We start from the raw sequence: 25,310 nt of genomic DNA, 5'->3' as shown, positions 1-25,310 counted from the left end.
GATTTGAATAAAAATAAAATCGTAAGCGAGTTAGCACAAAAAAATGATGAAAGCACAAATGAAGGTAGTAAAGTTATTGCTAAAACCGTGCAAAATGTCCAAGAAATAGCAGAAATTATGAATGAAAGTAGTGAATTGGTTAATTCGTTAAATACTCAATCAGATGAGATTGTATCTGTTATTCAAACTATTAAAGATATTGCAGAGCAAACTAATTTATTAGCATTAAATGCTGCTATTGAAGCTGCTCGTGCTGGCGAGCATGGTCGTGGTTTTGCTGTGGTTGCTGATGAGGTTAGAAAACTTGCTGAAAGGACTGCAACATCAATTAATGAAATTACTTTAACAATTAATTCTATTAGAAATGTTAGTGCTAATGTTGTTGAGAGTATAAATAAAAGCATAGCTCAAGTAAATGATAGTGTTGTGTTAGCAAATACTGCAAATGAATGTATGAATAAAATCAAACAAAGTTCAGAAGAAGTAGCAAGAGCTATGGAAGAAAATAAATAAATAAATAAATAAATAAATAAATAAATAAATAAATAAATAAATAAATATAATTTGAAATTCTTAGGAATTTCAAATTAGTTTTTTAAGTCTTTTTGCAATTCTTTTAAAAAAATTCTCGCAACATCACTTAATTTATCATCAATCCAAATTAACCTTAAATTAGAAGTAATTAATGGGTTTATAGGCTTAAAACATAAATCATCATTAGTATTAATTAATTTATCAAGAGATAAAGCGTATCCAATATCTTCTTTAACAAAAATTGCAGCATTGTATAATAAATCATAAGTAGCTACTATATTTAGCTTATCTTGATTTTGTCTTAAAACATTTGGCATTTCTTGCGTAAAACCTTGTCTTGATACTATAAGTGGCATTTGAAATAAATCATTTATGCTTATGTCTTTTTGCTTAGCGTATTTTGAAGTATTTTTCATAATAATCCCCCAAGTATCACTATGATTTAAATCTAAATAACTAAAATTGCTAATATCAAATTCTTGAACTACAACGGCAAAATCTATTAAAGAATTTTGTAATTTATTTACCACATTTTCATAGTTTCCACTAAATATATGAAACTTAAAATTTTTATTTTGTAGTTTTTTAGCAGTTTTTGCTATTTTGGCTATTCCAATTGACTCAGCACAGCCTATATAAACATCTCCACCATTAAAATCTTTTAAATTTTTAAATTCTTGCTCGGTTTTATCAACTAAATCTAAAATATCACAAGCTCTTTTATAAAGCATTTCTCCTTCTTTTGTGAGAATAATTTTATAATTTGTCCTAATAAAAAGTTTTTGCCCTAATTTTGTTTCTAAATCTTTTAATTGTCTTGATAGATTTGGTTGAGTAAGATTTAATTTATTAGCTGCTTTAGTTATGTTTTGCAATTTTGCAGATTCTATAAAATATTTTAAAACTCTAATTTCCATAATATTCCTTAGAAATAATTAATTTTTATAATTAATTATATATTATAAGTATTTGATATTTCTACTAAAAATAAATAAAATTATTTTACTTTTAAAACAAGGAGATTTTTTATGAATAATTTTATTTTTCACAATCCAACTAAGATTTATTTTACTGATGAAGTAGAGCAATCTTTAGAATTTGAACTAAGTAAATATGGTAAAAATATTGTTTTGGTTTATGGTTGCGGTTCGGTGCATAAAAATGGTATTTTTAACCAAATTGTAAAAATACTAGATAAATTAGGCAAAAATGTAGCATATATTGATGGTGTTATGCCAAATCCTACTTTAGAAAAATTAAACTCAGGTGTAAAGATAGCAAGAGAGCATAAAGCTGATTTTTTATTAGCTTTAGGTGGCGGTTCTGTTTGTGATTATACAAAAGCTTTAGCAGTTAGTATAAACTCAAGCGATGATTATTGGGATAGGTATTTTATAAATCAACTTGAGCCAAATTGTGATGTAGTTTCGCTAGGTTGTATTTTGACAATGTGTGGGACAGGCTCTGAAATGAATGGTGGTAGTGTAATTACAAATGAAAAAACTCATCAAAAAATAGGAAAAGTTTTTAATGATAAAAGAGTATTTCCTAAGTTTTCTATATTAAATCCTAAATACACTTTAAGTCTTAGCAAATACCAAATGATAAATGGAATTTATGATGCGTTTAACCATATTTTAGAGCAATATTTTTCAAAAGAAGATGATAATGTGAGCGATTATTTAGCAGAAGGGCTTATGCGTTCAATAATCTCATCAAGCAAGATTGCAAACAAAAATCCTAATGATTATAAGGCTAGAAGCGATATTATGTGGGCAAGTACTCTAGCATTAAATACTATGCTTCATTGTGGTAAAAATGGAGATTGGATGGTTCATATGATAGGTCAGGCTATTGGTGGCTTTACCAATGCAACGCACGGAGCTACTTTAAGTGCTATTAGTTTGGCGTATTATGAATATATAATGCCTTATAATATTGATAAATTTAAAAGGTTTGCTATTAATGTCTGGGATATAAAAGATAATAAAAGCGATGAAGAAATAGCTAAATTAGGACTATTTGCTATGAGAGATTGGATGAGTGAGCTAGATCTTTGTATGAATATAAAAGATTTATTAGTAGATGAAAGCTTGATTGAAGATATTGCTAATAATGTATTCATCTTAAATGGTGGTTATAAGGAGCTTAATAAAGATGAAATTATTCATATACTTAAGAAAAGTTTTTAGCATTTTTATTGGTTTAGGAGCTTTTTGTGTGTTAAATGGATTTAGCAATGATGAAATATATGTTGAAATAAATAATCAAGAATTAAGAATAAAATTAGAAAGCAATTCATCATCAACTGCTCTTTATGAAGTATTACAAAAGTCTGATTTGAATGTTTTAATGAATGATTATGGTGGGTTTGAAAAGGTAGGAAGAATTGATAAAAATCTTCCTACTAATGATAAATATTTTCAAGCTAAAGCACTTGATTTGATTTTATATAATGCTAATAATATAGTAATTTATTATGATAATAATTCTTGGAGTTTTACTAAATTAGGAACAATTTATGGCATTAATAAAGATGAGTTAAAAAGGCTTTTAGGTAATGGCAAAATTAATGCTAGGTTTTATGTTAAAAATAAGGATTAATTATGATTAAGTATGTAAAAGCAAATTCTATTGAGCATAAACTTATGCTTAAACAAGCTAAAGAAGCTATGAAAATAACTTTTAAAATTAACAATACTTATAATGAACCAGAAGAATTAAATAAATTATTTTCTCAATTAATTGGTAAAGAAGTAGATGAAAGTTTTACTTTATTTCCACCTTTTAATACGGATTGCGGTAAAAATATTTCAGTAGGCAAAAATGTATTTATAAATAGCGGTTGTAAATTTCAAGACCAAGGTGGAATTTATATTGGAAATAATGTTTTAATAGGGCATAATGTAGTATTAGCTACTATAAATCACGATATCAATCCATTTAAACGCTCTGATATGGTATTAAAGCCAATAACAATAGAAGATAATGTTTGGATTGGTTCAAATGCCACAATACTTAGCGGAGTAAAAATTAAAAAAGGCTCAATAATAGCAGCTGGTGCGGTGGTTACTAAAGATGTTGAAGAATTTCAAATAGTAGCAGGAGTTCCAGCTAAATTAATTAAAACTATAAAATTAAGCTAATTAATAAATTAGCTTAATAATTTTTCTTGTTGAGTTTTTATGATATTTACAATTGAGCGAATATTATCAATTGTATATGGTAATGGTAGGAAATCTACTTCTTGAATAATCTTTTCAATATTAGGTGTTATTTTATGATTATTTAGTATAAGAATTAATTTAAAGCAATATTCATCTTGTGCTTTTACTAAACGATTTAAATCATATTCATTAAAAGTATTAATTAGATTTGCGTCTAATAAAACAGCTCTATAAGCGCAATTTACCCCATCTTCAATTTTTTCTAAAAGACCATTACTTGATTGGTTTTGAATGCAGTTTATTTCATAGCTTTCAAGATTTGCAGTGATTGTTTTTGATATGTCAATATTGTTATGAACTATTAAAACACTTAATCTATCTTTTGGAGTTACATCTGGTAAATTATTTTCTTTATCATTGATTAGTATTGGGATACTAAGACAGATTGCGTGATTAATTCTTTCATTTGTATCCTTAAAGGCATAGCTAGAACCATCAATTTTTTTCATATATCCACTAAATTTATGTAATTGTTCTGAAATAGATAATTTTTTAGGATTAGTAAAGCTTTTAAATAGTTCAGTTTTTTTATCATCAACAACCCCACAAACTCCAATATCAACGCATAAAAGAGTTCTATTTTGCATATTATTCATAATTCCAATATCAATAAATATGGTTTCATTTTCTACATTTTGATTAATCAAATCAGCAGCAGCCCAAATAGCATTGATAATATTTGTATAATCTCCATAAAAATACCTATTTGGCATACATTTTTCATTGTTATCGTTTAGATATAACATATCTTGTCTAACTAAAAATATATTATTTTTAACACTAGCTTCGTAATTTAGCGTTTTGAAAAAATACAAAAATACTTCTTGTAAATCAAAATATAAAGATGATTTTTCAAAACTTTCACTTTCAAATTCTGCTTCATCGCTAACACTAAACATTTTTACTTTTTTAGTTTTTAATTTCATTTTTAGCTTGTAAATATAAGCTAATAATAAAACTATTAAGCCACCTAAAACTACAAATAAAAGTATTGTATCTTTATCAGAAAAATCTATTTTAGAATCTGCAAATAGATAGGTTGAGATTAAAATTAATAATAATTTTTTCATATTTTCCTTTCAAATAATAAGCATTGCATCGCCGTATGAGTAAAATTTATATTTATTTTTAATAGCTTCTTCATAAAGTTTTAAAGTATTTTGCCTACCTATAAAACTAGCTACTAACATAATTAAAGTTGATTTTGGCAAATGAAAATTTGTTAATAAATAATTTTGTCTAATTGGTCTATTAGATGGGTTTAAAAACAAATCACATTCACCACTACTTTTTTTTGTCCTTGCATAATACTCTATTGTTCTTGTAGCAGTTGTGCCAACCCCTAAAATAGGTATATCACTATTAATTAATTTTATTGCTTCATCGCTTAGATTAAAGTATTCGCTATGCATTTTATGTTCTTGTATGTTTTCACATTCTACACTAGCAAAAGTTCCTGCACCAACATGTAAAGTAATATAAGCGCTTTTTTTATCTTTTAGACTATCTAAAACTCTATTCGTAAAATGCAATGACGCAGTAGGTGCTGCAACAGCTCCAATATTTTTAGCAAACACACTTTGATAATTTATCTCATCATCTAAATTATCCATTCTTTTAAGATATGGTGGTAGTGGAATATGTCCGATTTTTTCGCTAATTGTTAAAACTTCATCGGTTTTTAAAACTTCATTGTTTTTGCAAAATTTCACAATTCTGGTGCCATCTGTGTTTAGCTTTAATATTTTTGCGTTTAAATTATCTTGAAAAATTAAAATATCATCTTCTTTAACTTTACCCCTAATTTGCACTAAAAACTCATCATTTGCTAGAATTTTATTTATAAATAATTCACATTTTGCACCACTAATTTTATTGCCATAAAATCTAGCTTTAAATACTTTAGTATCATTAAAAATCAAAGCACATTCAGGCAAAAAATTAGCTAATTCATAAAATACACTATGAGTAATTTTTCCACTATTTTTTTCATATACTAATAGTTTTGCACTATCAGCAGGATTTGCAGGGTATTTTGCTATTAATTCTTCTGGCAAATCATAATCATAAGAACTTAGTAAATTATCAAGCATTTTTATCTTCTAATAATTCTTTTTCATCATCTTCGCTATCTATATCAGGGTCAGCTGGATTTACTACTTTAGCAATATAAATTGAAATAGCATAAAGCCCAATTAAAGGAATTGCCATTAAAAATTGCGAAAATACATCAGGCGGGGTCATAATTGCTGCGAATATAAAAATAATTAATATAGCAACTCTAAAATTTCTAATAAGAGTTTTTTCAGTTACAAGACCAATTTTTGCTAAGAAAAATATAGCAACAGGTAATTCATATCCTAATCCAAATGCAATTACTAATTTTGTAAAAAAACTCACATATTCAGAAATTGAAGGCATAGCCTTATATTCTCCACCGCTAAAATTGATTAAAAAATCAAAAGCAATAGGAACTACTAAATAATAGCAAAACGCCGCACCAATCAAAAACATAATAGTAGCGCTAAATACAAAAGGCACTACAAATCTTTTTTCATTTTCATATAAACCTGGTTCAACAAATTTCCAAGCTTGCCACAAAATTATAGGCAATGCTACAAGAAATGCTGCAAATAAAGACACTTGCATAGCAGTGAAGAAATTCTCTTGTGGTTTATAAAATATAATTTCAGAGCCTTCAGGCAATACATTCATAAGTGGAACACAAATAAAATGCAGTATTGGTTTCCAAAATACAAAACATACAAAAAAAGCTAAAATCAAAGCAACTACACTAATAAATAATCTTTTTCTAAGTTCAACTAAATGTGGTTTTAATTCTTCAAACATTTTCGCTCTTTTCTTTTAAAAATTGTTCTCTTTTGCTAAGTTGCTTTTCTTCTGTATTTATATTTTTTTCTTCTGTAGAATTTGAATTTTGATTTGAGTTTTCTGTATTTTTTACACTATCAATAGTGCTATTTAAAGCATTTTGTGCGTCTTTTTCAAAATCACTTAAAGTATTTTTAATCTCATCAAATTCTTCAAAGCTTAGTTTTTTTCTGATACTATCATTTGCTTTTGTGATTTCTTCTTTATATTTTCTAGCTTCATCTTTTAATTCGCTAATATTGATTTCGTTTTCTATACTTGATTTAGCTTCGTTAATTTGTTTTTTAACAGCCTTTAATAATTTTGCGATTTCAACTATAGTGCCAGGTAGTTTTTCAGGTCCTAAAACCAAAACAGCAACTATTAAAATAATAACAATTTCCATAAAACTCATAATAAAACTCTTTTAGATAATTTTTTGCTGAATTTATCTAATTTTTTTTAATCGTTAGTTTAAATTAAGTTTTGCTACTTAATCTTTTTAAAGTTATATTTAGTTATATTTAATTAATATATTTACTAATTATTAAATTATTTTAAAGGGATAAAATATGAAAATTAGTTCAAATAATTATAACTTACCATTACAAAAGCCAAATAATAATCAAGCATTAGTTCAAGGAAGACTTGAAAATAAAGAAAATGCAAAAAGATATGATGATTTTATTAAAATGTTTTACCCCGATACTCACGATAGCTTGGATTTTAATTACCCAACTAATAGCAATGAAGCAAAAATTCAAAGTATGGTTATTTATATGTTACTTGAACATCAAGATGCTTTATATGGCGATATGTATACGAATACAATTTATGAAAGAGCCTTTAGTCCTGAAGCAAATCAAGATGTGCAAAAAGATTTAAAGGATTTTTTAAAGGAGCATTCTGATAGCTTAGGAGATTATAAATGGAATCAAGATGTAATAATAGCAAAGCTATTTAATGCAAGAAATATTAGCGAAGATGAGTTTAAGCAAAGATATCTAGCAAGAATTGATGAGATAAAACAAGGCAAAGAGCATGAAAATATTCAAAATAGTGAAAATATTCAAGATAGCAAAAATCCAAAGCCAAGTGATGAAATATCTAGCATAAATGAAAATGATGAAAAAGTTGAAGATAAAAAAGACAAAACCGAAGATAAAAAACCATTCGAAGCCATAGAAGTAAAAGGCACAAGCACTCGTGAAAGTATGGAAGAAATACTTAGCAAAATTAATATTCAAAATATTAAAGATGAAAGAGATTTATTAGCTATATTTTTAGCCTATAAAAATGGCGAGAATTTATATGATAAAAGAGTTTAAAATAAAGAAAATTTATAAAATTGTTAAAATGAATATAGATTAATATTTTATATGAATAAGAATTAAAGCTAAAAATTTTATAAAAGAGTTCAGATATAAATTAAATATCTATTAATATTTTTTTAAACTTACCGATATAGAAAAATAACGGGGGTTTAAAATGCAAATAACAAATAACAATTATATAAATTATCAAACAAATATTAAAAATCAAATTCCAACCACTCAAACTCCTAAAGATAATATAAAAGAGCAAGTTATGAATTTATTAAAAGATGTTCCACAAGATGAATGTGGAACTTATGAGCCAAATAATACACAAAGAATACTTTTGGGTGTAAATAAATCTAAGCATCCAGAGCTTCACGCTATGCTTGAAAGCGAGTTTATGGAAGGTATGCTTTTTTATGGAATGAATAAAAAAGAGCGAGAATACTGGATAGAAACGGGCAAGAGTGTCGGAGCTGAAGAAATGGTAAAAGTGATTAATTCTTTACACCCTGCATTTTTCAACGAAAACGATGACAAAAAGGCTCTTTCTAAGTTAGACGCTTTACAAATAAATACAAAAGCTAATAATATTTATAATCAAGCATTTATTAAAAACGATTTAAAACTTTTAGAGTTTTTAAAGCAAAACGAGATTGTGGGCGTTAGATTTGCTACTAATGATACAAATTTTGGAGATACTAGCGTGCCTGAGTTTTATCTAAGCAGATTTTCTCAAGGCAATATAAAGCTAGGAGATGTTTTTTGTGGGAGCGGTGGCTTTATGGATAGGCTTATGGATTTATTTGCTCTTGATGATTTAGATGAGTTTAAAATCGGTTATTTGGCTTTAAAATTAGAAGTTGATTTATACAAAGAGCAAAATGGTTATGAAAAACATTTTGGAGAGAAATATTTACAAGAAAATTCCGAAAAAGATGAGAATATAAAAAGAAAACCCATAGAAGTAAAAGGTACAAGCACTCGTGAAAGTATGGAAGAGATTTTAAGTAAGATTGACCCACGCAAAGTAAAAGATGAAAGAGATTTATTAGCTATTGTAATGGCATATAAAGATAGCAAGAATTTATATGATAAAAGAGTTTAAAATAAAGGAATAATTATGAAAATAAATTCTTATTCAACATATCAAATAACTAATATAAGCAAAAAAGAAACAAATAACGAGATTAAAAAAGTAGACAATAAAGCAGATGATAAAAAGGTAGGAGTTGTTTTAGGATACGGAATTGATAAAGATGGCTTTTTTACAAGTGATTTTAACAAAGCAGCAGGAATTGCTGAAGATTTTAAAATACATAGCGATAGTTTAAAATCTTTAATAGAACATAATGAAAATGCAATATCACTTTATAAAATTTGTAAATCAATTGATATAGCAAAAAGCGTTGGTAATGCTTATAATGTTGTAAGACAAGTTGTAGGAGATGAATTTTTAAACTTAAACGATAGTTTTTCTAAAGATACTTTGTCAAACACCCCACATTTATATGAAATGAGAAAAAGCACCTTAGAAGTTACTCAAATATTTGATAATGATGACAAATTTAATAATTATTTTAAATCTAAAGAGTTTTCTAATGTTTTTTCAAAGCACAAAGACACATACTCATTATCAACCATTTTTGGTGCAGATGGTAATGTTTTTAATTATTATGAAACACGAGATGATAATATTTACGCTAAATGGCTTAGAAACTCTGCTTCAGTTTGCTGGAATCCACATGAAGAACATTATAAAACAGAAAACAGCGAATACACAAAAGGTGGCTTACTAATTGCAGCTCTTAGTAGTAATTATTTTTTGGTAGAAGGTGAGCGAACTGATTATGCTAAGCAAATAGGAGAGGATAGATTTACTCCTATGGATAGGTTAAATTATGGAGCTTTACCAAAAGAACTTAGCTCATTAAAATTACAAAATGTAGATGGGTTTGATGGTAAAGAATTTGAAAGTATTATGAAGCGATATCAAAAATTATTATATGAAATGCTAAGTGGTAAAAATCTAAAAGCTCCTAAAGATATAGATAGTTATGAAACATTTGAAGAGTTTTTGCAAGTGGCTTTACAATACAGCCAAAAAAATATAAGTTTATTTGATATGAAAGTATAGGGATTTGTTATGATGGTTAATGGAGTAAATAATTTTTCAAATACTTATGCAAATACGCTTAATAATAAAAATTCACAAAATAAAGCAAATGATGGGGCTAGTTTAGAATATCTAAAACTAGCTCAGCAAAAGCTAGAAAACGATCCGACCTATAAACCATTATATGACAATAATTTAGGTCTTCGTGATAAGCTAACTTATGGTATGTATGGAGCGTTAGACCCTGATGTTGTAAAGCATATAAGGTTGGAATTGGAGAAATCTCCAGAAATTGATACAGAAGAATTGGTAAAAACTCTAAATAAACTTTTTAAAAATTTAGATAAATTAACTTCAGATAACATAAGTAATGAAGAAAAAAATAAATTAATGAAAAGTATTTTTTCTAATACAGATGAAGATTTAAAAATATCACAATCTAAAGAAGAAATTAAACAAGAAGAAAAAGAAGAACAAACTAAAGAAAAACCTTACGAAGCCATAGAAGTAAAAGGCACTAGCACTCGTGAAAGTATGGAAGAAATACTTAGCAAAATTAATATTCAAAATATTAAAGATGAAAGAGATTTGTTGGCTATATTTTTAGCCTATAAAAATGGCGAGAATTTATATGATAAAAGGGTTTAAAATAAAAGAATTTAAAAATCTTAATTTTTATCAAAAGAGTAAAAAATGAAAATTAATTTTAATGATTTAAATCTAAGAAATTGGAATGAAGCTTATAAAGATTATCAAAAAGCAAAAACACCAGAAGAAGAGAATAAATACTTAAAAGAATTAAGTAATATCGCTTTATTTAAAGGTCAAAATGATAGTCAAGAAAACAATAATATAAGTAACAATAATGCATCGACAAATATTAGTGATATTTCTATATTTTATGTTTATATGCGAGATTTTGGTTATGCTAGGCTTCATCCTGAAATGTTTATTTCTAAGCTTTTTCAAAACGATGATGAGGCAAAGGATATTAAGGCATTTTTAAAAGAAAATGCCTTAAACAACGATTGTACTGCTAATTATGATTATGAGATTAAAGAGCTTTTTGCAAGTGATATTAGCGTGAATGAATTTAAGCAAAAATACTTAAAGCGTATAAACGAACTTAAGCAAGAAAATCTAAAAGATAATATAGAAGAAACTAGCGAAGAGCTTAAAAAAGATGAGTTTAAACCCATAGAAGTGAAAAGTGATAATATTCGTGAAAGTATGGAAGAGATTTTAAGCAAATTAAATAAAACTGAAATCAAAAATGAAAGAGATTTGTTGGCTATATTTTTAGCCTATAAAAATGGCGAGAATTTATACGATAAAAAAGTTTAGATTAAAAGAATTTAAAATCGTAAAATTAGCATAATTTTAAAACTAATCAAAAATTATTATATGTGTTTGATAAGCTAAGGAGTTTAATAAAATTAAGGCTTAAAAACTTAAACCCTAATTGTATTTTCAATTTTTTTTAAAATATAATTGTTTTATTACCTGCAATAAATACTTTATCATCAAACACTTTTTCAAGGGCATTTCTTAGCACTAGAGTTTCTATTTTTTTACCTGCTTTTCTTAAATCTTTTGAATTATAAGTGTGATTTACTCTAACTATGTCTTGAAAAATGATAGGTCCTTCATCTAAATTATCCGTTACAAAATGCGCACTTGCTCCTATGATTTTAACCCCACGCTCATAAGCTTGTAGATATGGATTTGCACCGATAAATGCAGGTAAAAAAGAATGATGAATATTGATGATTTTATCTTTAAAAGTATTTACAAAATTTGGGCTTAAAATCCGCATATATTTTGCTAATACTATATAATCAACATTGTATTTTTTAATCTCTTGAATTATATCTTGCTCGTAAAGTTCTTTATCTTTGCTAGTATCAATTAGGCTAAAATCTATATCAAATCTTTTCACAAAATCGCTTAAATCGTGATTTGCCATAACTTTTAAGATATTCGCATTTAGTTCATCTTCATAGTTTGCAAGTAGCAAATCCCCTAAACAATGAAGTTCTTTTGATGCTAGGATTATTATGTTTTTCTTTCTTTTTGGGCTAAATGTGATTTGTGCGTCTGTTAAAATCTGTTTTAAATTATTTATAAAATCATCTTTTACACTCTCACTTGAGCTTAAAATCGCTAGAAAATAAAAAGAATTTGTATCGCTATTTACAAATTCATTATTGCTTTCTATATTAAATCCCGCCTTATAAATCTCATTTGAGATAATAGCCACAAGCCCTTTTTTATCAGGGCAAGTGATTTTTAAGATATATTCATTCATAATTTATCCTATGTTATTTAATTCAGCTTTTATTTCATTTAATTCGTTTTCAGCTTTTTGCATAGCAATTTTGTTTTGTTCTACAACTTGTGTTGGTGCGTTAGCTACGAATTTTTCATTACTTAGCATTTTGTTTAGCTTTTCGTATTCTGCTAGAACTTTTTTATATCTATTTTCTAACTTAGCTTTCATTTCATCAAGTGCTTTGCTATCTACAAAAATAGCGGTTTTTAGGTTCGTGCTAACATTTACACTAAAGCTTTCTTTAGGATTTTCATCTTGGCTTAATTCTCCTACTTTAGCTAATTTTGCTATTAGTTTTAGATAATATTCATCAAATTTATGTTCGCTTATAATTTGTGCCGGAGCGTTTTTATCAGTAATATTTGCTGTTTTTTTGATACTTCTTAGGCTATTAATCGCTTCTTTGCAAAGCTCGTAGTTTTTGATAATTTGCTCTTCAGTGGTTGAAATTTCATTTATTTTAGGATATTTTTCTACCATAATTGAGCCGTTTTCAAAAATACTTGTGCTACCTAATTTATGATATAAATAATCACTAATAAATGGCATAAATGGACTAAGCAATTTCATAGCATTTAAAAATACGCTCGCAAGCTCATCTATACTACTCTCATCAGCCTTGCTAAACTCAATTCCATAATCACAAAACTCATCCCATAAAAACTTATAAATATTCATAGCAGCATCATTAAATCTATATTCATCTAAGTTTTTGCGAGTTTCATTTACGCATTTTTGAAATTCTGCGTTCATATAAATACCTAGTGTTGTTTTATAGCTATCTAGTATCTTATAATCCTTACCTTTAAGTAGTAAGAAATTTACCGCATTATAAAGCTTATTTGTGAAGTTACGAACTAAAATCATTCTATCTTCACTCATTCTTATATCTCTTCCTTGAACGGCTAAAAGTGCTAAAGTAAAGCGTAAAATGTCAGCACTATATTTATCAATGCTATCAAGTGGGTCAATTACATTGCCTTTACTCTTACTCATTTTTTGTCCGTTTTCATCTTTTACAAGTGCGTGAAGATAAATGTCTTTAAATGGGATTTCGCCTAGCTCATTTTCACTTTGAAATAGCATTCTACATACCCAGAAAAATAATATATCAAAGCCTGTAATCAAAAGCGAATTTGGATAAAAGTCTTTTATATCACTTTCATTCCATAAAGTGCCTTTACCAAAATCGCCATTGTTATAACCTAGAGTTGAAAATGCCCAAAGTCCCGAGCTAAACCAAGTATCAAGCACATCTTTATCTTGAGTGATACTCTCACAACCACATTTTTCACATTTTTCTACCTTTCTCTCACTTACATGAATATGTTCGCACTCATCACAATAATAAACAGGAATTTGATGTCCCCACCAAAGTTGTCTGCTGATACACCAAGGGCGTAATTCTCTTAGCCAAGCATTAAAGCTATTTATCCAATGAGCTGGATAAAACTTAGCATCACCATTATTTACCTTTTCTATAACTTTTGTTGCAATGTCGGTTTTTACAAACCATTGTTTAGAAATATACGGCTCAACGATATTTTTACAACGATAACAATGTCCAACTTGATTTACATAATCTTCAATTTTTTCAATAAAGCCTAATTCGTTTAGTTTATCAACTACTATTTTTCTAGCCTCAAGTCTTTCAAGTCCTTTAAACTCAGCACAATGCTCGTTTAAAATTCCATTTTCATCAAAAATAGTTAAAAACTCTAAATTATGTCTAAGTCCTACTTCATAGTCATTATTATCATGAGCTGGTGTTACTTTTACAATTCCTGTTCCAAAGCTCATATCAACATGGCTATCAGCTATGATTTTTATTTTACGATTTATAATAGGCAGCGTAACTTCTTTACCAACTAAGTGCTTATATCTTTCATCTTCTGGATTTATCATTACGGCAGTATCGCCAAAATAAGTCTCAGGTCTAGTAGTTGCAACTACTAAATAATCCTTATCATTTAAAAAATATCTTATATGATAAAGTTTGCCTTTATTTTCTTCATATTCAACCTCAATATCACTTAATGCTCCATCTTTTGTGCACCAGTTTATCATTCTGTTATTTTGCTCTATTAAGCCTTTATTATAAAGGTCCACAAAAGCTTTTTTAACAGCATTTTGAAGCCCTTCATCCATAGTAAAACGAAGTCTTGAAAAGGCAGGAGTAATGCCTAGTGCTTGCATTTGCTTAACTATAGCTCCACCGCTTTGCTCTTTCCATTCCCATACTTTTTCTATGAATTTTTCACGCCCTAGCTCTTCTTTTTTAATCCCTTTTGCTAAAAGTTGCTTTTCAACTACATTTTGAGTAGCAATGCCTGCGTGATCTAAGCCTGGTTGATAAAGCACCTTAAAGCCATCCATTCTTTTATATCTTGTAATAATGTCTTGCAAGGTAAATGTAAGTGCGTGTCCTATATGTAAAACACCTGTAACATTTGGCGGTGGCATCATAATTGCAAAGTTTTTGCCATTTTCTTGAATGTTTTTATTTCCATCTATTTCAAAATAGCCTTTTTGTTTGCAAAATTCATAATAATCTTTTTCAATTTCTTTTGGATTGTAAAAATCGCTCATAAATAATCCTTAAATTAGTGTTTTTTGCCATTTTATTAATTTTTGCTTATTTTTAGGTTATTTTGCTAGACTTTTTGGCTTTTAATTTAATTTGTGGAGATGTTTTGAATAGATTAAATGATGAACAATTTGCAGCGGTTAATACTAGTTTAGGTAGTAATTTGATAATAGCAAGTGCAGGAACAGGAAAGACAAGCACAATAGTTGCAAGGATAGAAAAATTATTAAATGATGGTGCTAAAGCAAATAGCATTATGCTACTTACATTTACAAACAAAGCCGCTCGTGAAATGATAGCAAGACTTGAAAAAAAACTCGGCTCAAGCAAGATAAAAGGCATTGTAAGTGGGACATTTCACGCAATTAGTCTTGAATATCTTAAAAAGCATAAAAATATTCAGCTTAAGCGAAATAGTGAATTAAGAGCCTTGCTAAAAAGTATTTACGAAAAATATTCTCCTAATAAAGATGATTTGTTTGATTATTCATATTTAGCCGATATTTATTCAAGGTTTAATAATACTAATTTAGTTGATGATTTTCGTGGATATTTGAAGGCTAATTATGAAGAGCAAGGCGATAATATTAATTTTTATTGCAAAGTTTTAAGCGAATACGAAGAGCAAAAAAAAGCTCATAATTATTATGATTTTGATGATTTATTGCTAAATGCTAAGGATTTTTTCACAAATGATTATAAAAATGAGCCTTTTTATGAAGTTTTAGTAGATGAATATCAAGATACAAATAATCTTCAAAGTGCGATTTTAGACGCAATCCCTAAAAAATCTCTTTTTTGCGTAGGAGATTATGACCAAAGCATTTATGCGTTTAATGGGGCAAATATAGAAATAATTGGAAGTTTTAAAGATAGATATAAAAATGCTAGAATTTATTCACTTAATAAAAACTATAGAAGTGTTAGCAATATTTTAGAATTTGCAAATAGGGTTATTACAAAAAACGAAAGGCTATATCCAAAAGAGCTAATCGTAACTAGAAAAGAAGCTACAAAACCTATTAAATTACATAGTTTTAATCTAGCAAACGAACAATATGAATTCATTGCCAATGATATTTTAAGCAAACTTGAAGCAAATAATAGAGCTGATATTGCAGTGATTTATCGCAATAATTCAAGTGGTGATTTAATGGAAAGAAGCCTAAAGCAAAAGGGCATTAAAATAGCTAGAAAAGGTGGCAGTAGTTTTTATGAATTAAAAGAAATAAATACTCTTATAAATTTAGCTAATTTAACTAATAAAAATAGTGATATTTTAAGCTTTTTAGGAATTTTATTAGAGAGTAAAGGTGTTGGAAATGCTAAGGTAAATATTATTTATAAAGCATTTTTAGAATTAGGAAATGGCTCTTTATTAGAAGGTATTTTAAGACCTATTAAAAAAGATAATTATGATTTTTTAGCTAAAAGCGATGAGGCTTTTGGTCTGTTTGCAAGAACTCAAAATCAAGCTAAGCAAAGTGAGTTTAGCTTTTTAGCAACCGAGTTTAAAAATAATCCTGTTTTATTGTTAAAAGAATTAAAATTTGATAATGTAACCTTTCTTGAAGAGCTTTATAAATTCTTAAAAGAAAATGAAAATATTGATAATCCTAGCGTTTTATTAAATAATGCTTATTCATCTAAGATTTTTAGCTTGATTATCAATAATCTTGCAGCTAAGCGTTCTTTTAAAGGTGCAAAAATAGTCAATGAGATAAAAGAGCAAAAGCTAGAAAATATTAAAAATAATTGTAAATATATTTTAGACGATGCGAAAAACTACAATACTTTTAAAGAATTTTATGAAAAAACTATTTTAAATATTGATTATGAAAATACTAAAGGGGTTCAGCTTTTAACCGTTCATGCTAGTAAAGGTTTGGAATTTGAAATTGTTTATTTGATTGACTTAGCACAAGGTAGATTTCCAAATCTAAAGCTTAGCAAAAGTGCTGGGGGCATTGATGAAGAGCGAAGATTATTTTATGTAGCACTTACAAGAGCAAAAGATGAGCTTATTATGAGCTGGGCTAAAAGGCAAAAAGAAGATGATAAAACAGACGCAATACGCTCAATTTTTATTGAAGAAGGTAAGAAAAATTAAAAGAATTTAAATCTTATTTTAAATTCTTTATTTTTTTAGCATAATTTTTAATTCTTATAGAATTAAGTATCACACAAATTGAGCTAAGCGACATAAAAATGCTAGCAATTAATGGATTTATAAGCCCCATAAAAGCTAGTGGAATACTAATTATATTGTATAAAAAGCTTAATGCTAGGTTTGTTTTTATTAGTCTATAAGTTCTTTTTGCTAATAAATGAGAGTTTTTAATGCCTATTAATTTATTATCAAGCATAATTATATCACTTGAATTAAGGGCTAAATTAGTAGCGTTTTTAAAGCTAATTGATACTAATGCTAATTTTAAAGCTAGTGCGTCATTTATGCCATCACCTACCATTAAGACTTTATTATTTTTACTAAGATTTTGAATTATTTTAAGCTTATCTTCGGGCAAGCATTCACTGTATAAATCATCAATTTGTAGTTCTTTTGCTATTTTTTCGCAAGGCTTTTGCTTATCTCCTGATAGCATTATTACTTTTATATTTTGCTTTTTAAAATAATTTATTAGTTCTAAAGCATCATCATTTAATTGATTAGAAAATACAAAATGCTCTAAAATCTCATCATTTTTAGCAAAAAACATTTCAGTTTCGTTTTTAGAATTTGCATTAATATTATGACTATTTAATAATTTTGCAGAGCCTAGATAGTATTTATCATTTTCAAATTCTGCAATCACTCCTAAGCCGCTTAATTGCGTGAGTTTAAAGTCTTTTAAACTAGGCTTAGTATCTTTTATATATTCATTTAGCGAACTTGCTATGAAGTGATTATTTTTATCTAAAATTGCTTTTAAAATGCTTTTTTCATAATCATTTAGATTTATTTGGCTTAATAATTCTAATTTTGATTTTGTTAAAACCCCAGTTTTGTCAAATACAGCTATGTCAATTTTGCTAAGATTTTCAATATAATTTGAGTTTTTAAATAATACTTTAAGCTTTAAAGCTTCGTGTAAGCATAAAAGATTTCCAACAGGAGCGCTAAGTGCAAGAGCGCAAGGACAAGCAATAATTAATAAACTAACGCTTCTAATAATTGCTTCTTGAATATCGCTCATATTATATAAAAAGCACAAAAACGCAATGCTAAAAATCGCATAACAAAAATAAACACCAATTTTATCAGTTAGTTTTTCTAGGTTTGATTTTTTAGTTTTATTTAGTAATTTTGCAAGTTTATTAATATAGCTATCTTGAAAAGTGCAATTTGCTATGTAATCAAAACTAGCACATTCAACCACGCTAGCGCTTTTTATAAAATCTCCTTGCTTAATATCAACTAATTCACTCTCGCCTGTAATAGCACTTAGATTTAATCTAGCTTGTAAGCTTTTACAAGTGCCATCTATTAAGATTTTATCCCCTAAAAATACTCTAATTACATCATCTTTTTTTATTTTAGTAACGCTTATTTTTTCTATTTTGTCATTTTTAACAATATTTACACTAGCGTTTAATAAATCACTTAAAAAATCAATATTTTCTAAAGCTTGTTTATATGATAATTGTTCTAAAAATCTACCTATAAAAACAAAGCAAATTATCATAGCTACGCTATCAAAATACACATAAGAAAGTCTTGTAAACATAGCATAAATACTATAAATATAAACTAAACTAGCCCCAAATGTAACTAGACAATCCATATTTAAAATCTTATTTTTTAAAGCAGAAATTGCGCTCTTAAACATAGATGAAGCACTATAAAAAAGCACAGGAGTGCATAAAACAAATTCTGCAAAATTAATAATATCTTGAACGCTTTGCTCCATACTAGAAAAATACCCAGCATATCTTGCGATACTAAGCCACATAATATTCATAACACAAGCAATTGCTACAATTAGTTTTGAATAAAACTCAATATGAGTTCTTTTAGCTTTCATTGTTGTATTTGGATTGTAAGCTAGTGGGATATAGCCTAGAGATATTATTATATTTAATATATCTTTTGCTTTAGTTTTATTAGGATTATATTCTATACTTGCTCTTTTTGTTTGATAATTTATATTAATTTCTAATACGCCTTCATTTTTAAGCAGCATTTTTTCAATAAGCCATACACAAGCTGCGCAATGTAAATTGTCTATTAAAATTAAAATTTTTTCATAATTATTTTCTTTTTCTATGCAAAAAGAGTTCTCATCATAAGAAATTTGCTCATTAATTTTAGATAAATTTGAAGCATTTTTATAAAAATCTTCTAAATTATTTTCGTTTATGAGATTAAAAACATTTTTACAACCATTACAGCAAAATGCGTTATTGCCTTGAAAAATCATACTATTTTTATCAAAATCTATTTTACAATGAGAGCACTTCAAGATAATTTCCTTTAATTTTATTGACAATTTTATTTTTAATTTATAAAATAATTTTTAATACTTCGTTTTTTACAAATAAGGAAATCAATGGATAAAGATATACAAACAGAACAAAAGCAAGATAAAAAAAATCAAAAAAAGCATATTCCAGTAGATGGATATAAAATAGAAGAATTAAAACTACTAACTCTTGAAAAACTAATAGAAATCGCAAACGAAGCTGGTGTTGAAAATCCGATGGAATTTAGAAGACAAGAGCTTATGTTTGAAATATTAAAAGCTCAAACAAAAAAAGGTGGTTTTATACTCTTTACAGGTATTTTAGAGATTAACCAAGAAGGTTACGGCTTTTTAAGAGCTATGGATGCGAATTTAAGTGATAGTGCAAACGATGCTTATGTTAGTAATTCACAGATTAAAAAATTTGCTTTAAGAGTGGGTGATATCGTAACAGGTCAAGTAAGAGAGCCAAGAGAACAAGAAAAATATTATGCACTTTTGAAAATTGAAGCGATTAATTATTTACCTTTAGCAGAAGCTAAAAAAAGAGCTTTATTTGATAACTTAACTCCAATTTTTCCAACAGAAAAATTACAACTTGAATACGACCCTTTAAAGCTAACGGGTAGGGTGCTTGATTTATTCACACCTATTGGAAAAGGTCAGCGTGGATTAATAGTAGCACCACCTAGAACAGGAAAAACTGAATTAATGAAAGAATTAGCAACTGCAATTGCTAAAAATCATCCTGAAAGCCAACTAATAGTGCTTTTAATTGATGAGCGACCTGAAGAAGTAACTGATATGCAAAGATGTGTAAAAGGTGAAGTTTTTAGCTCTACATTTGATCAACCTGCATTAAATCATGTGCGTGTGGCTGAACTTGTGATTGAAAAAGCTAAGCGTTTAGTAGAAATGGGTAAAGATGTAATAATCTTACTTGATAGTATCACAAGACTTGCTCGTGCTTATAATACTGCAACTCCTAGTAGTGGTAAGGTTTTAAGCGGTGGTGTTGATGCAAATGCACTTCATAAGCCAAAAAGATTTTTTGGAGCTGCTAGAAATATTGAGCATGGTGGAAGCTTAACAATAGTTGCAACTGCTTTAATTGATACGGGTTCAAGAATGGATGATGTGATTTTTGAAGAATTTAAAGGAACAGGAAATAGTGAAATCGTTCTTGATAGAAATATTTCAGATAGAAGAATATATCCAGCTATAAATATTACAAAGAGTGGAACGAGAAAAGAAGAATTATTACAAGGGCCAATTAATTTACCTAAGATTTGGGCAATTCGTTCAGCTATGAATTCTATGGAAGATGTAGAAGCGCTTAAATTTTTATATGCAAAAATGCTAAAAACTCAAAATAATGAAGAATTATTGTCAGGATTAAATGAATAATATGCAAAATTTATCACTTAAATATCGTCCAAAAAATTACGATGATTTAGTAGGGCAAAGTGCTGTTAGTAAGAGTTTAAAATATGCACTAGATAGTAAAAACATAGCTAATGCTTATCTTTTTTCTGGTCTTCGCGGGAGTGGAAAAACTAGCTCTGCTAGGATATTGGCAAAAGCACTAAATTGTGAGCGTGGGATTAGCTCAAAACCTTGCGGAATGTGTGCTAGTTGCGTTAGTAATGATGGAATAGATATTTATGAGCTTGATGCGGCTAGTAATCGTGGTATTGATAGTATTCAAGATTTAATAGAAAATACAAAATATGCACCACTTCATTCAAGGTTTAAGATTTTTATAATTGATGAAGTGCATATGCTTACTCGTGAAGCCTTTAATGCGCTTTTAAAAACACTTGAAGAACCACCTAGTCATGTTAAATTTATTTTAGCAACAACTGATGTGCATAAATTACCAGCTACTATTTTAAGTAGGGTTTTACATTTTAGATTTAAAAAAATTCCTTTACAAGATATTGTGAGTAGAATGGAATTTATATTAGCAAATGAGCAAATTCCTTATGAAAAAGAAGCTTTAACTCTTATTGCAAGAAGCGGTGGCGGGTCTTTAAGAGATAGTCTTACTTTATTAGAGCAAGGCATAATTTATTCTCAAAGAAAACTTAATAAAGAAAGCATAGCTTTAATGCTAGGCTTAATAGAGCCAAATATTATAAAGCAATTTTTTGCTGATGTTTTAAGCTCAAATGATAATGGTATTTTTAGGTTTTTAGAACTTGCTAAATCTTATGAAGCAAGTGTGGTAATTGATGAGATGAGTTCTTTTTTAAAAGATAGTTTTGCTAATAAAAATCCAAATTTTTCTTTAATTTTATACGATAGGTTTTTTCATATTTTAGCAAAGGCTAAAAATATGACAAAGATTAGCGATGATGATGAATTTATTTTATACATTTTAGCATTTATGCTAAAAGACGCTACAAAATTAAAAAGTATAGATGAAGATTTAAAAGTAGAAAATATAAATAAAAACGAGCAAGATTACTTAAATTTTGTAACTATGATTGCTAAAAGAGATTATAAATTAGGAGAAATATTTAAAGAATGTGCTTCTTTTGTTAGTTTTGATGGTAGTGAGTTTTGTATTAAAATCAACCCTAAAAATGAAGAAGATAAGCAGTATTTTAAACAATATTACACAAGCGTTGTAAAGAATGTATTTGCTAGTATCTTTAATGATGCAAAATTAGTTTTAATTAGCGATTTAACGAAACAAAATGTAAAAAATGAAGCAATAAAAGAAGAAAATAATTATCCTAAAATAAATAATACTAATTTTGAAAATAATTCAAGCAAGAATTTAAAACAGGAATTTCAAAATAATTACAATACTTATGAAGAAGAGATTAAATATCCTGAGTATCAAAGCGATGATTTTTTAGATTCTAATATGGCTTTTGAAGATGAAGATAATATTTATGAAATACCAGATGATATTTTAGAGCAATACGAACCTGAACTTCAAAATATTTTATTTGAATCATTAGTAAAAATTAAAATAGAAAATGATACTTTAGAATTACATGTAATGCCGCCTTATAATGAGAAAGAAAAGGCTATTTTAAGAGATAATATTAAAAATGTTTTAGCTAAATGTAGTGCGTTTTTTAAAACTAAAAATGCAAAAATAATCAATGCAGAGCTAGATAAAAAAAAACTTCATTAGAAACTAAACCTAATGAATTTAATAAAGAGCAAGATTTTAATATATCTAGGCATTTAGGCGAATTAGAATTATCTAAATTTGTAATAGAGCCAGATTTTCAAAGTAGTATTGATTTAGAAAATAAGGCTAATGAATTTAATAGAGAACAAGATTTTAATATATCTAGGCATTTAGGCGAATTAGAATTATCTAAATTTGTAATAGAGCCTGAAAATATTGAAGAAAAAAATATAAATTTAGAAATAGAGCATTTAAAGTTAAGTAAAGAACAATTAGAAATTAAGAAAAAATTAGATTTAATTACAAATGCTTTAGGACCTTTAAGTGAAAATAGACCTTGAAAAATAATGTTAATTTGATATAATCACGACTTTACTTTTCTTGGGGCTGACTAGGTTTCGACAGGATTAGTAAGGGATTAGCTGCATGCCGTGTTGCTACGTTAAACGCTAAATTAAAATTAAACGCAAACAAAAAAGAATTAGCTCCTGCTTACGCTTACGCTGCGTAAGTTCAGTTGAGCCCTGCGATGCTTAAAGCTTGTAATAGCATTAGCGGGTCATCATTCAAGCTAGTTTAAAGTTTTGGCTAGACTTTAAATAAAATAAAAGCCTTAGTTTTTGCTAAAGTCGTAAGCTGCACTTGGTAAAAATGAATTTAAGCAGCCTACTAAGCATGTAGACGCTGGTTTTGAGCTAGTTTTGGACTGGAGTTCAAATCTCCACAGCTCCACCATTCTTATTTTTTATCATCTTTTATCATTATTTATCAAATTATCTTTAAATGTCTATAATATCACGCTTTAAGCTTGTTTATTTTGTATGTTTCTTTTATCTTTATTTATCATTGTTTATCTTTTTTTATCATTATTTATCAAATTTTTAGTCCTTAATTTAAGTCCTTAATCATTTTTAAGGACTTAAATTGAACTATTAGGGACTAAAACAATAAAAAAAGGAGCTTATTATGCTAACTGATAGTGAAATCATAAAATTAAAGCCAAATGATAAAGTTTATATGAAAAAGGTCGTTTATAATTTATATATTTGTATAACACCTAAAGGTAAAAAATCTTTTGTTTTAATTACATTCATTAATAAAAAAAGAGTTAAAAAGACACTAGGCGAGTTTAGCTCAAGTTTTAGAATAAGAAATGCAATAATGCAAATTGATAGCACACAAGAAAAAATTATTAATGATAAAAATAAAATACCTTTCAAACAAGTATGTTATGATTATATGCAAACTCAAGAAAACCAAATTAGCGATAAGCAATTACACACATATTATTCACTATTAGATAGATTTATACTTGATAAAGAATTGAGCGACAAAGACATAAAAGAAGTTAGCAAAGCCGATATTATAAAACGCTTTGGAATACTAAAAGATAAAAGTTCAACTGCTAAAAAGCTTTTAAATCTATTAAAACGCATATATTCTTACGCTTGCATGCTTGATTATACTGACAATCACATATTATTTCCTATAAAGCTTGATATGATAGTTCGCTATAAGCCAGTAGAAAATTATCCTACAATAACTAAAGGCGATGATTTAGAATATCTATTCACACTAATTCAAAAAGCAAGACCTATTACAAAATACGCATTAATTTTTAATGCACTTACGGCATTAAGACCTGGCAATGTGAGACTGCTTAAATGGGAATATATAAACGATGATATTTTAGAAATACCTGCCGAACAAATGAAACGCAAAAAGCCGTTTTATTTACCACTTAGCACCCAAGCAAAAAGAGTGCTAGAAATTATGAAGACTATGAAAAATAGTGATTATGTATTTTATAGTGAGAAACAGCAAAATCAAGGTATAAGCGATAATACTATGCGTTCATTTTTGCGTAAAAATGGCATTACAAACGATGAATTCACGCCCCACGGATTTCGTGCAATGTTTAGCACGATAGCTAACGATAATAATTATTCAAGCGAGATTATAGAGCTTTGCCTAGCTCATACGGTAGGAGGAGTTCGTGGCGTGTATGATAGAAGCCATAAGCTAGAAGCTAAAAGGGAATTAATGCAATGGTGGGGAGATTATTTAGAGAAGTTTATTAAGGATTTTCTATGAATTACGATGAATGGAATGAAGTAAAAAAGAATACTAGTAAAAGCACAGAAAAAGCTGTTAAAGTAGGTAAAGTATACTGGGTACGATTAGGTTTAAATATTGGCTCTGAAGTGTACGGTAAGGGTAAAAACTATGTAAGACCTGTGCTTGTGTTAAAATTAATTTATAAAAACTCTTTTATAGGAGTGCCATTAAGTACTAAGGCGAAAGATAATAGCTTTCCATACTTTTATAGCTTTTATACTAAAAATAATGATATTAGAACGGCTTTGTTATCTCAAATAAAATTATTCGATACAAAAAGAGTAGAAAATATAGCAAATATTAATATAAGTAAAAGTGATTTTGAAAACATTAGAGATAAGATAAAGGCTAATTTAATTTAGCCTTTTTTAATTCCCCTAGCTCTAAGGCTAGGCATCCGAGCCGTTATCTTGCGATAAGGGGACAAAACTTGCTATTAAAAGCAATTGTCATTATTTTAACTAAAAATTATTAACAAACCATTAAATTAACCCCACACCTAAAAGGTGGGGGAAACCCGAGCCATTATCTTGCGATAAGGGGGCGACTAAGCCAACACGGCTGAAACATTTTAATTATAGTGTTTATTTGGTTA

General features: G+C 27.8%; 22 protein-coding genes and 1 other RNA gene. 15 read left to right on the top strand and 8 right to left on the bottom strand.

The genetic code is table 11. The features are described 5' to 3' along the window. The first annotated feature begins 3 nt into the window (after window positions 1-3). Window positions 4-513, top strand: a complete 510-nt coding sequence (locus tag AVBRAN12647_RS09720; protein ID WP_239803726.1) for a methyl-accepting chemotaxis protein — start codon at window positions 4-6, stop codon at window positions 511-513. Between the two features lie 74 nt (window positions 514-587). On the opposite strand, the gene AVBRAN12647_RS04125 is transcribed toward AVBRAN12647_RS09720, so the two are convergent. After that, the gene (locus AVBRAN12647_RS04125) at window positions 588-1,451 is read right to left on the bottom strand and encodes a LysR family transcriptional regulator (protein WP_214118028.1); all 864 of its coding nucleotides are present in this window, start codon (window positions 1,449-1,451) and stop codon (window positions 588-590) included. Between the two features lie 111 nt (window positions 1,452-1,562). On the opposite strand from AVBRAN12647_RS04125, the gene AVBRAN12647_RS04120 reads away from it, so the two are divergent. The 3 genes from AVBRAN12647_RS04120 to AVBRAN12647_RS04110 are packed head-to-tail and all read left to right on the top strand — an operon-like array spanning window position 1,563 to window position 3,680. Then, entirely contained in the window at window positions 1,563-2,726 is a 1,164-nt protein-coding gene (locus tag AVBRAN12647_RS04120; protein ID WP_336614742.1) for an iron-containing alcohol dehydrogenase, read from the top strand. Then, window positions 2,692-3,138 carry a cyclophilin-like fold protein gene (locus tag AVBRAN12647_RS04115; protein ID WP_336614741.1) on the top strand — a complete coding sequence of 149 codons (447 nt, stop codon included), beginning with the start codon at window positions 2,692-2,694 and terminating at the stop codon, window positions 3,136-3,138. The genes AVBRAN12647_RS04120 and AVBRAN12647_RS04115 overlap by 35 nt, the downstream gene beginning before the upstream one ends. A 2-nt stretch (window positions 3,139-3,140) precedes the next feature. Beyond that, complete coding sequence (locus AVBRAN12647_RS04110) at window positions 3,141-3,680, top strand: DapH/DapD/GlmU-related protein (RefSeq protein ID WP_214118035.1); 540 nt, start codon at window positions 3,141-3,143, stop codon at window positions 3,678-3,680. A gap of 8 nt (window positions 3,681-3,688) precedes the next feature. On the opposite strand, the gene AVBRAN12647_RS04105 is transcribed toward AVBRAN12647_RS04110, so the two are convergent. From AVBRAN12647_RS04105 to tatB, 4 genes are read right to left on the bottom strand one after another with little or no spacing between them, the layout of a single operon-like run. After that, the gene (locus AVBRAN12647_RS04105; protein WP_214118037.1) at window positions 3,689-4,831 is read right to left on the bottom strand and encodes a hypothetical protein; all 1,143 of its coding nucleotides are present in this window, start codon (window positions 4,829-4,831) and stop codon (window positions 3,689-3,691) included. 9 nt (window positions 4,832-4,840) lie between these two features. Further along, complete coding sequence (gene queA / locus AVBRAN12647_RS04100; protein WP_239802634.1) at window positions 4,841-5,854, bottom strand: tRNA preQ1(34) S-adenosylmethionine ribosyltransferase-isomerase QueA; 1,014 nt, start codon at window positions 5,852-5,854, stop codon at window positions 4,841-4,843. Further along, on the bottom strand, window positions 5,847-6,611 hold the full coding sequence (gene tatC, locus AVBRAN12647_RS04095) for a twin-arginine translocase subunit TatC (RefSeq protein WP_239802633.1): 765 nt from the start codon (window positions 6,609-6,611) through the stop codon (window positions 5,847-5,849). Before tatC ends, queA begins: the two co-directional genes overlap by 8 nt. Beyond that, the gene (gene tatB / locus AVBRAN12647_RS04090) at window positions 6,604-7,047 is read right to left on the bottom strand and encodes a Sec-independent protein translocase protein TatB (RefSeq protein ID WP_214118044.1); all 444 of its coding nucleotides are present in this window, start codon (window positions 7,045-7,047) and stop codon (window positions 6,604-6,606) included. The genes tatC and tatB overlap by 8 nt, the downstream gene beginning before the upstream one ends. A 157-nt stretch (window positions 7,048-7,204) precedes the next feature. Here tatB and AVBRAN12647_RS04085 point away from each other — a divergent pair, with 157 nt between their 5' ends. The 5 genes from AVBRAN12647_RS04085 to AVBRAN12647_RS04065 all read left to right on the top strand — a co-directional run bounded on the left by AVBRAN12647_RS04085 (window position 7,205) and on the right by AVBRAN12647_RS04065 (window position 11,408). After that, window positions 7,205-7,960 (top strand): hypothetical protein, encoded by a 756-nt coding sequence (locus AVBRAN12647_RS04085; protein WP_336614740.1) that lies wholly within the window; start codon window positions 7,205-7,207, stop codon window positions 7,958-7,960. A gap of 160 nt (window positions 7,961-8,120) precedes the next feature. Beyond that, a complete protein-coding gene (locus AVBRAN12647_RS04080; RefSeq protein ID WP_336614739.1) occupies window positions 8,121-9,056 on the top strand; it encodes a hypothetical protein in 936 nt (311 codons plus the stop codon). Window positions 9,057-9,071: 15 nt separating this feature from the next. Beyond that, window positions 9,072-10,085: a Cj0814 family flagellar-dependent secreted protein gene (locus AVBRAN12647_RS04075; RefSeq protein ID WP_336614738.1), complete on the top strand. Its 1,014-nt coding sequence runs from the start codon at window positions 9,072-9,074 to the stop codon at window positions 10,083-10,085. Between the two features lie 9 nt (window positions 10,086-10,094). Beyond that, entirely contained in the window at window positions 10,095-10,712 is a 618-nt protein-coding gene (locus tag AVBRAN12647_RS04070; protein WP_336609869.1) for a hypothetical protein, read from the top strand. 45 nt (window positions 10,713-10,757) lie between these two features. Beyond that, window positions 10,758-11,408, top strand: a complete 651-nt coding sequence (locus AVBRAN12647_RS04065; protein ID WP_336609870.1) for a hypothetical protein — start codon at window positions 10,758-10,760, stop codon at window positions 11,406-11,408. 136 nt (window positions 11,409-11,544) lie between these two features. Here AVBRAN12647_RS04065 and purU read toward each other — a convergent pair whose 3' ends face one another. Next, the gene (gene purU, locus AVBRAN12647_RS04060; RefSeq protein ID WP_214118690.1) at window positions 11,545-12,372 is read right to left on the bottom strand and encodes a formyltetrahydrofolate deformylase; all 828 of its coding nucleotides are present in this window, start codon (window positions 12,370-12,372) and stop codon (window positions 11,545-11,547) included. A 3-nt stretch (window positions 12,373-12,375) separates the two neighbouring features. Next, on the bottom strand, window positions 12,376-14,985 hold the full coding sequence (locus AVBRAN12647_RS04055) for a valine--tRNA ligase (RefSeq protein WP_336609871.1): 2,610 nt from the start codon (window positions 14,983-14,985) through the stop codon (window positions 12,376-12,378). A 104-nt stretch (window positions 14,986-15,089) separates the two neighbouring features. On the opposite strand from AVBRAN12647_RS04055, the gene AVBRAN12647_RS04050 reads away from it, so the two are divergent. Then, window positions 15,090-17,093, top strand: a complete 2,004-nt coding sequence (locus AVBRAN12647_RS04050) for an ATP-dependent helicase (RefSeq protein ID WP_336609872.1) — start codon at window positions 15,090-15,092, stop codon at window positions 17,091-17,093. Window positions 17,094-17,106: 13 nt separating this feature from the next. Here the strand turns inward: AVBRAN12647_RS04050 and AVBRAN12647_RS04045 are convergent, their stop codons facing one another. Then, complete coding sequence (locus AVBRAN12647_RS04045) at window positions 17,107-19,446, bottom strand: heavy metal translocating P-type ATPase (protein ID WP_336609873.1); 2,340 nt, start codon at window positions 19,444-19,446, stop codon at window positions 17,107-17,109. Between the two features lie 87 nt (window positions 19,447-19,533). Here AVBRAN12647_RS04045 and rho point away from each other — a divergent pair, with 87 nt between their 5' ends. The 5 genes from rho (at window position 19,534) to AVBRAN12647_RS04020 (ending at window position 25,077) form a co-directional block, all read left to right on the top strand. Further along, window positions 19,534-20,853 carry a transcription termination factor Rho gene (gene rho / locus AVBRAN12647_RS04040; protein ID WP_214118675.1) on the top strand — a complete coding sequence of 440 codons (1,320 nt, stop codon included), beginning with the start codon at window positions 19,534-19,536 and terminating at the stop codon, window positions 20,851-20,853. Window position 20,854: 1 nt separating this feature from the next. Further along, on the top strand, window positions 20,855-22,597 hold the full coding sequence (dnaX, locus tag AVBRAN12647_RS04035; protein ID WP_336614737.1) for a DNA polymerase III subunit gamma/tau: 1,743 nt from the start codon (window positions 20,855-20,857) through the stop codon (window positions 22,595-22,597). 383 nt (window positions 22,598-22,980) lie between these two features. Beyond that, window positions 22,981-23,332: a transfer-messenger RNA gene (gene ssrA, locus AVBRAN12647_RS04030) on the top strand. A 231-nt stretch (window positions 23,333-23,563) separates the two neighbouring features. Beyond that, complete coding sequence (locus AVBRAN12647_RS04025) at window positions 23,564-24,691, top strand: tyrosine-type recombinase/integrase (protein WP_336608977.1); 1,128 nt, start codon at window positions 23,564-23,566, stop codon at window positions 24,689-24,691. Next, entirely contained in the window at window positions 24,688-25,077 is a 390-nt protein-coding gene (locus AVBRAN12647_RS04020) for a type II toxin-antitoxin system PemK/MazF family toxin (RefSeq protein ID WP_336608976.1), read from the top strand. Before AVBRAN12647_RS04025 ends, AVBRAN12647_RS04020 begins: the two co-directional genes overlap by 4 nt. Window positions 25,078-25,310 lie beyond the last annotated feature (233 nt).

Origin of the sequence: Campylobacter sp. RM12647 (assembly GCF_020138135.1) — a bacterium.
In the GTDB taxonomy this organism is placed as follows: domain Bacteria; phylum Campylobacterota; class Campylobacteria; order Campylobacterales; family Campylobacteraceae; genus Campylobacter_E.
This window is presented reverse-complemented; position numbering and strand designations above follow the sequence as displayed.

Bases quoted from the DNA above. Each gene is read 5' to 3' on its own strand.
- AVBRAN12647_RS04125 (WP_214118028.1), bottom strand. From the start codon at position 1,451: ATGGAAATTAGAGTTTTAAAATATTTTATAGAATCTGCAAAATTGCAA.
- AVBRAN12647_RS04120 (WP_336614742.1), top strand. From the start codon at position 1,563: ATGAATAATTTTATTTTTCACAATCCAACTAAGATTTATTTTACTGAT.
- AVBRAN12647_RS04115 (WP_336614741.1), top strand. From the start codon at position 2,692: ATGAAATTATTCATATACTTAAGAAAAGTTTTTAGCATTTTTATTGGT.
- AVBRAN12647_RS04110 (WP_214118035.1), top strand. From the start codon at position 3,141: ATGATTAAGTATGTAAAAGCAAATTCTATTGAGCATAAACTTATGCTT.
- AVBRAN12647_RS04105 (WP_214118037.1), bottom strand. From the start codon at position 4,831: ATGAAAAAATTATTATTAATTTTAATCTCAACCTATCTATTTGCAGAT.
- queA (WP_239802634.1), bottom strand. From the start codon at position 5,854: ATGCTTGATAATTTACTAAGTTCTTATGATTATGATTTGCCAGAAGAA.
- tatC (WP_239802633.1), bottom strand. From the start codon at position 6,611: ATGTTTGAAGAATTAAAACCACATTTAGTTGAACTTAGAAAAAGATTA.
- tatB (WP_214118044.1), bottom strand. From the start codon at position 7,047: ATGAGTTTTATGGAAATTGTTATTATTTTAATAGTTGCTGTTTTGGTT.
- AVBRAN12647_RS04085 (WP_336614740.1), top strand. From the start codon at position 7,205: ATGAAAATTAGTTCAAATAATTATAACTTACCATTACAAAAGCCAAAT.
- AVBRAN12647_RS04080 (WP_336614739.1), top strand. From the start codon at position 8,121: ATGCAAATAACAAATAACAATTATATAAATTATCAAACAAATATTAAA.
- AVBRAN12647_RS04075 (WP_336614738.1), top strand. From the start codon at position 9,072: ATGAAAATAAATTCTTATTCAACATATCAAATAACTAATATAAGCAAA.
- AVBRAN12647_RS04070 (WP_336609869.1), top strand. From the start codon at position 10,095: ATGATGGTTAATGGAGTAAATAATTTTTCAAATACTTATGCAAATACG.
- AVBRAN12647_RS04065 (WP_336609870.1), top strand. From the start codon at position 10,758: ATGAAAATTAATTTTAATGATTTAAATCTAAGAAATTGGAATGAAGCT.
- purU (WP_214118690.1), bottom strand. From the start codon at position 12,372: ATGAATGAATATATCTTAAAAATCACTTGCCCTGATAAAAAAGGGCTT.
- AVBRAN12647_RS04055 (WP_336609871.1), bottom strand. From the start codon at position 14,985: ATGAGCGATTTTTACAATCCAAAAGAAATTGAAAAAGATTATTATGAA.
- rho (WP_214118675.1), top strand. From the start codon at position 19,534: ATGGATAAAGATATACAAACAGAACAAAAGCAAGATAAAAAAAATCAA.
- dnaX (WP_336614737.1), top strand. From the start codon at position 20,855: ATGCAAAATTTATCACTTAAATATCGTCCAAAAAATTACGATGATTTA.
- AVBRAN12647_RS04025 (WP_336608977.1), top strand. From the start codon at position 23,564: ATGCTAACTGATAGTGAAATCATAAAATTAAAGCCAAATGATAAAGTT.
- AVBRAN12647_RS04020 (WP_336608976.1), top strand. From the start codon at position 24,688: ATGAATTACGATGAATGGAATGAAGTAAAAAAGAATACTAGTAAAAGC.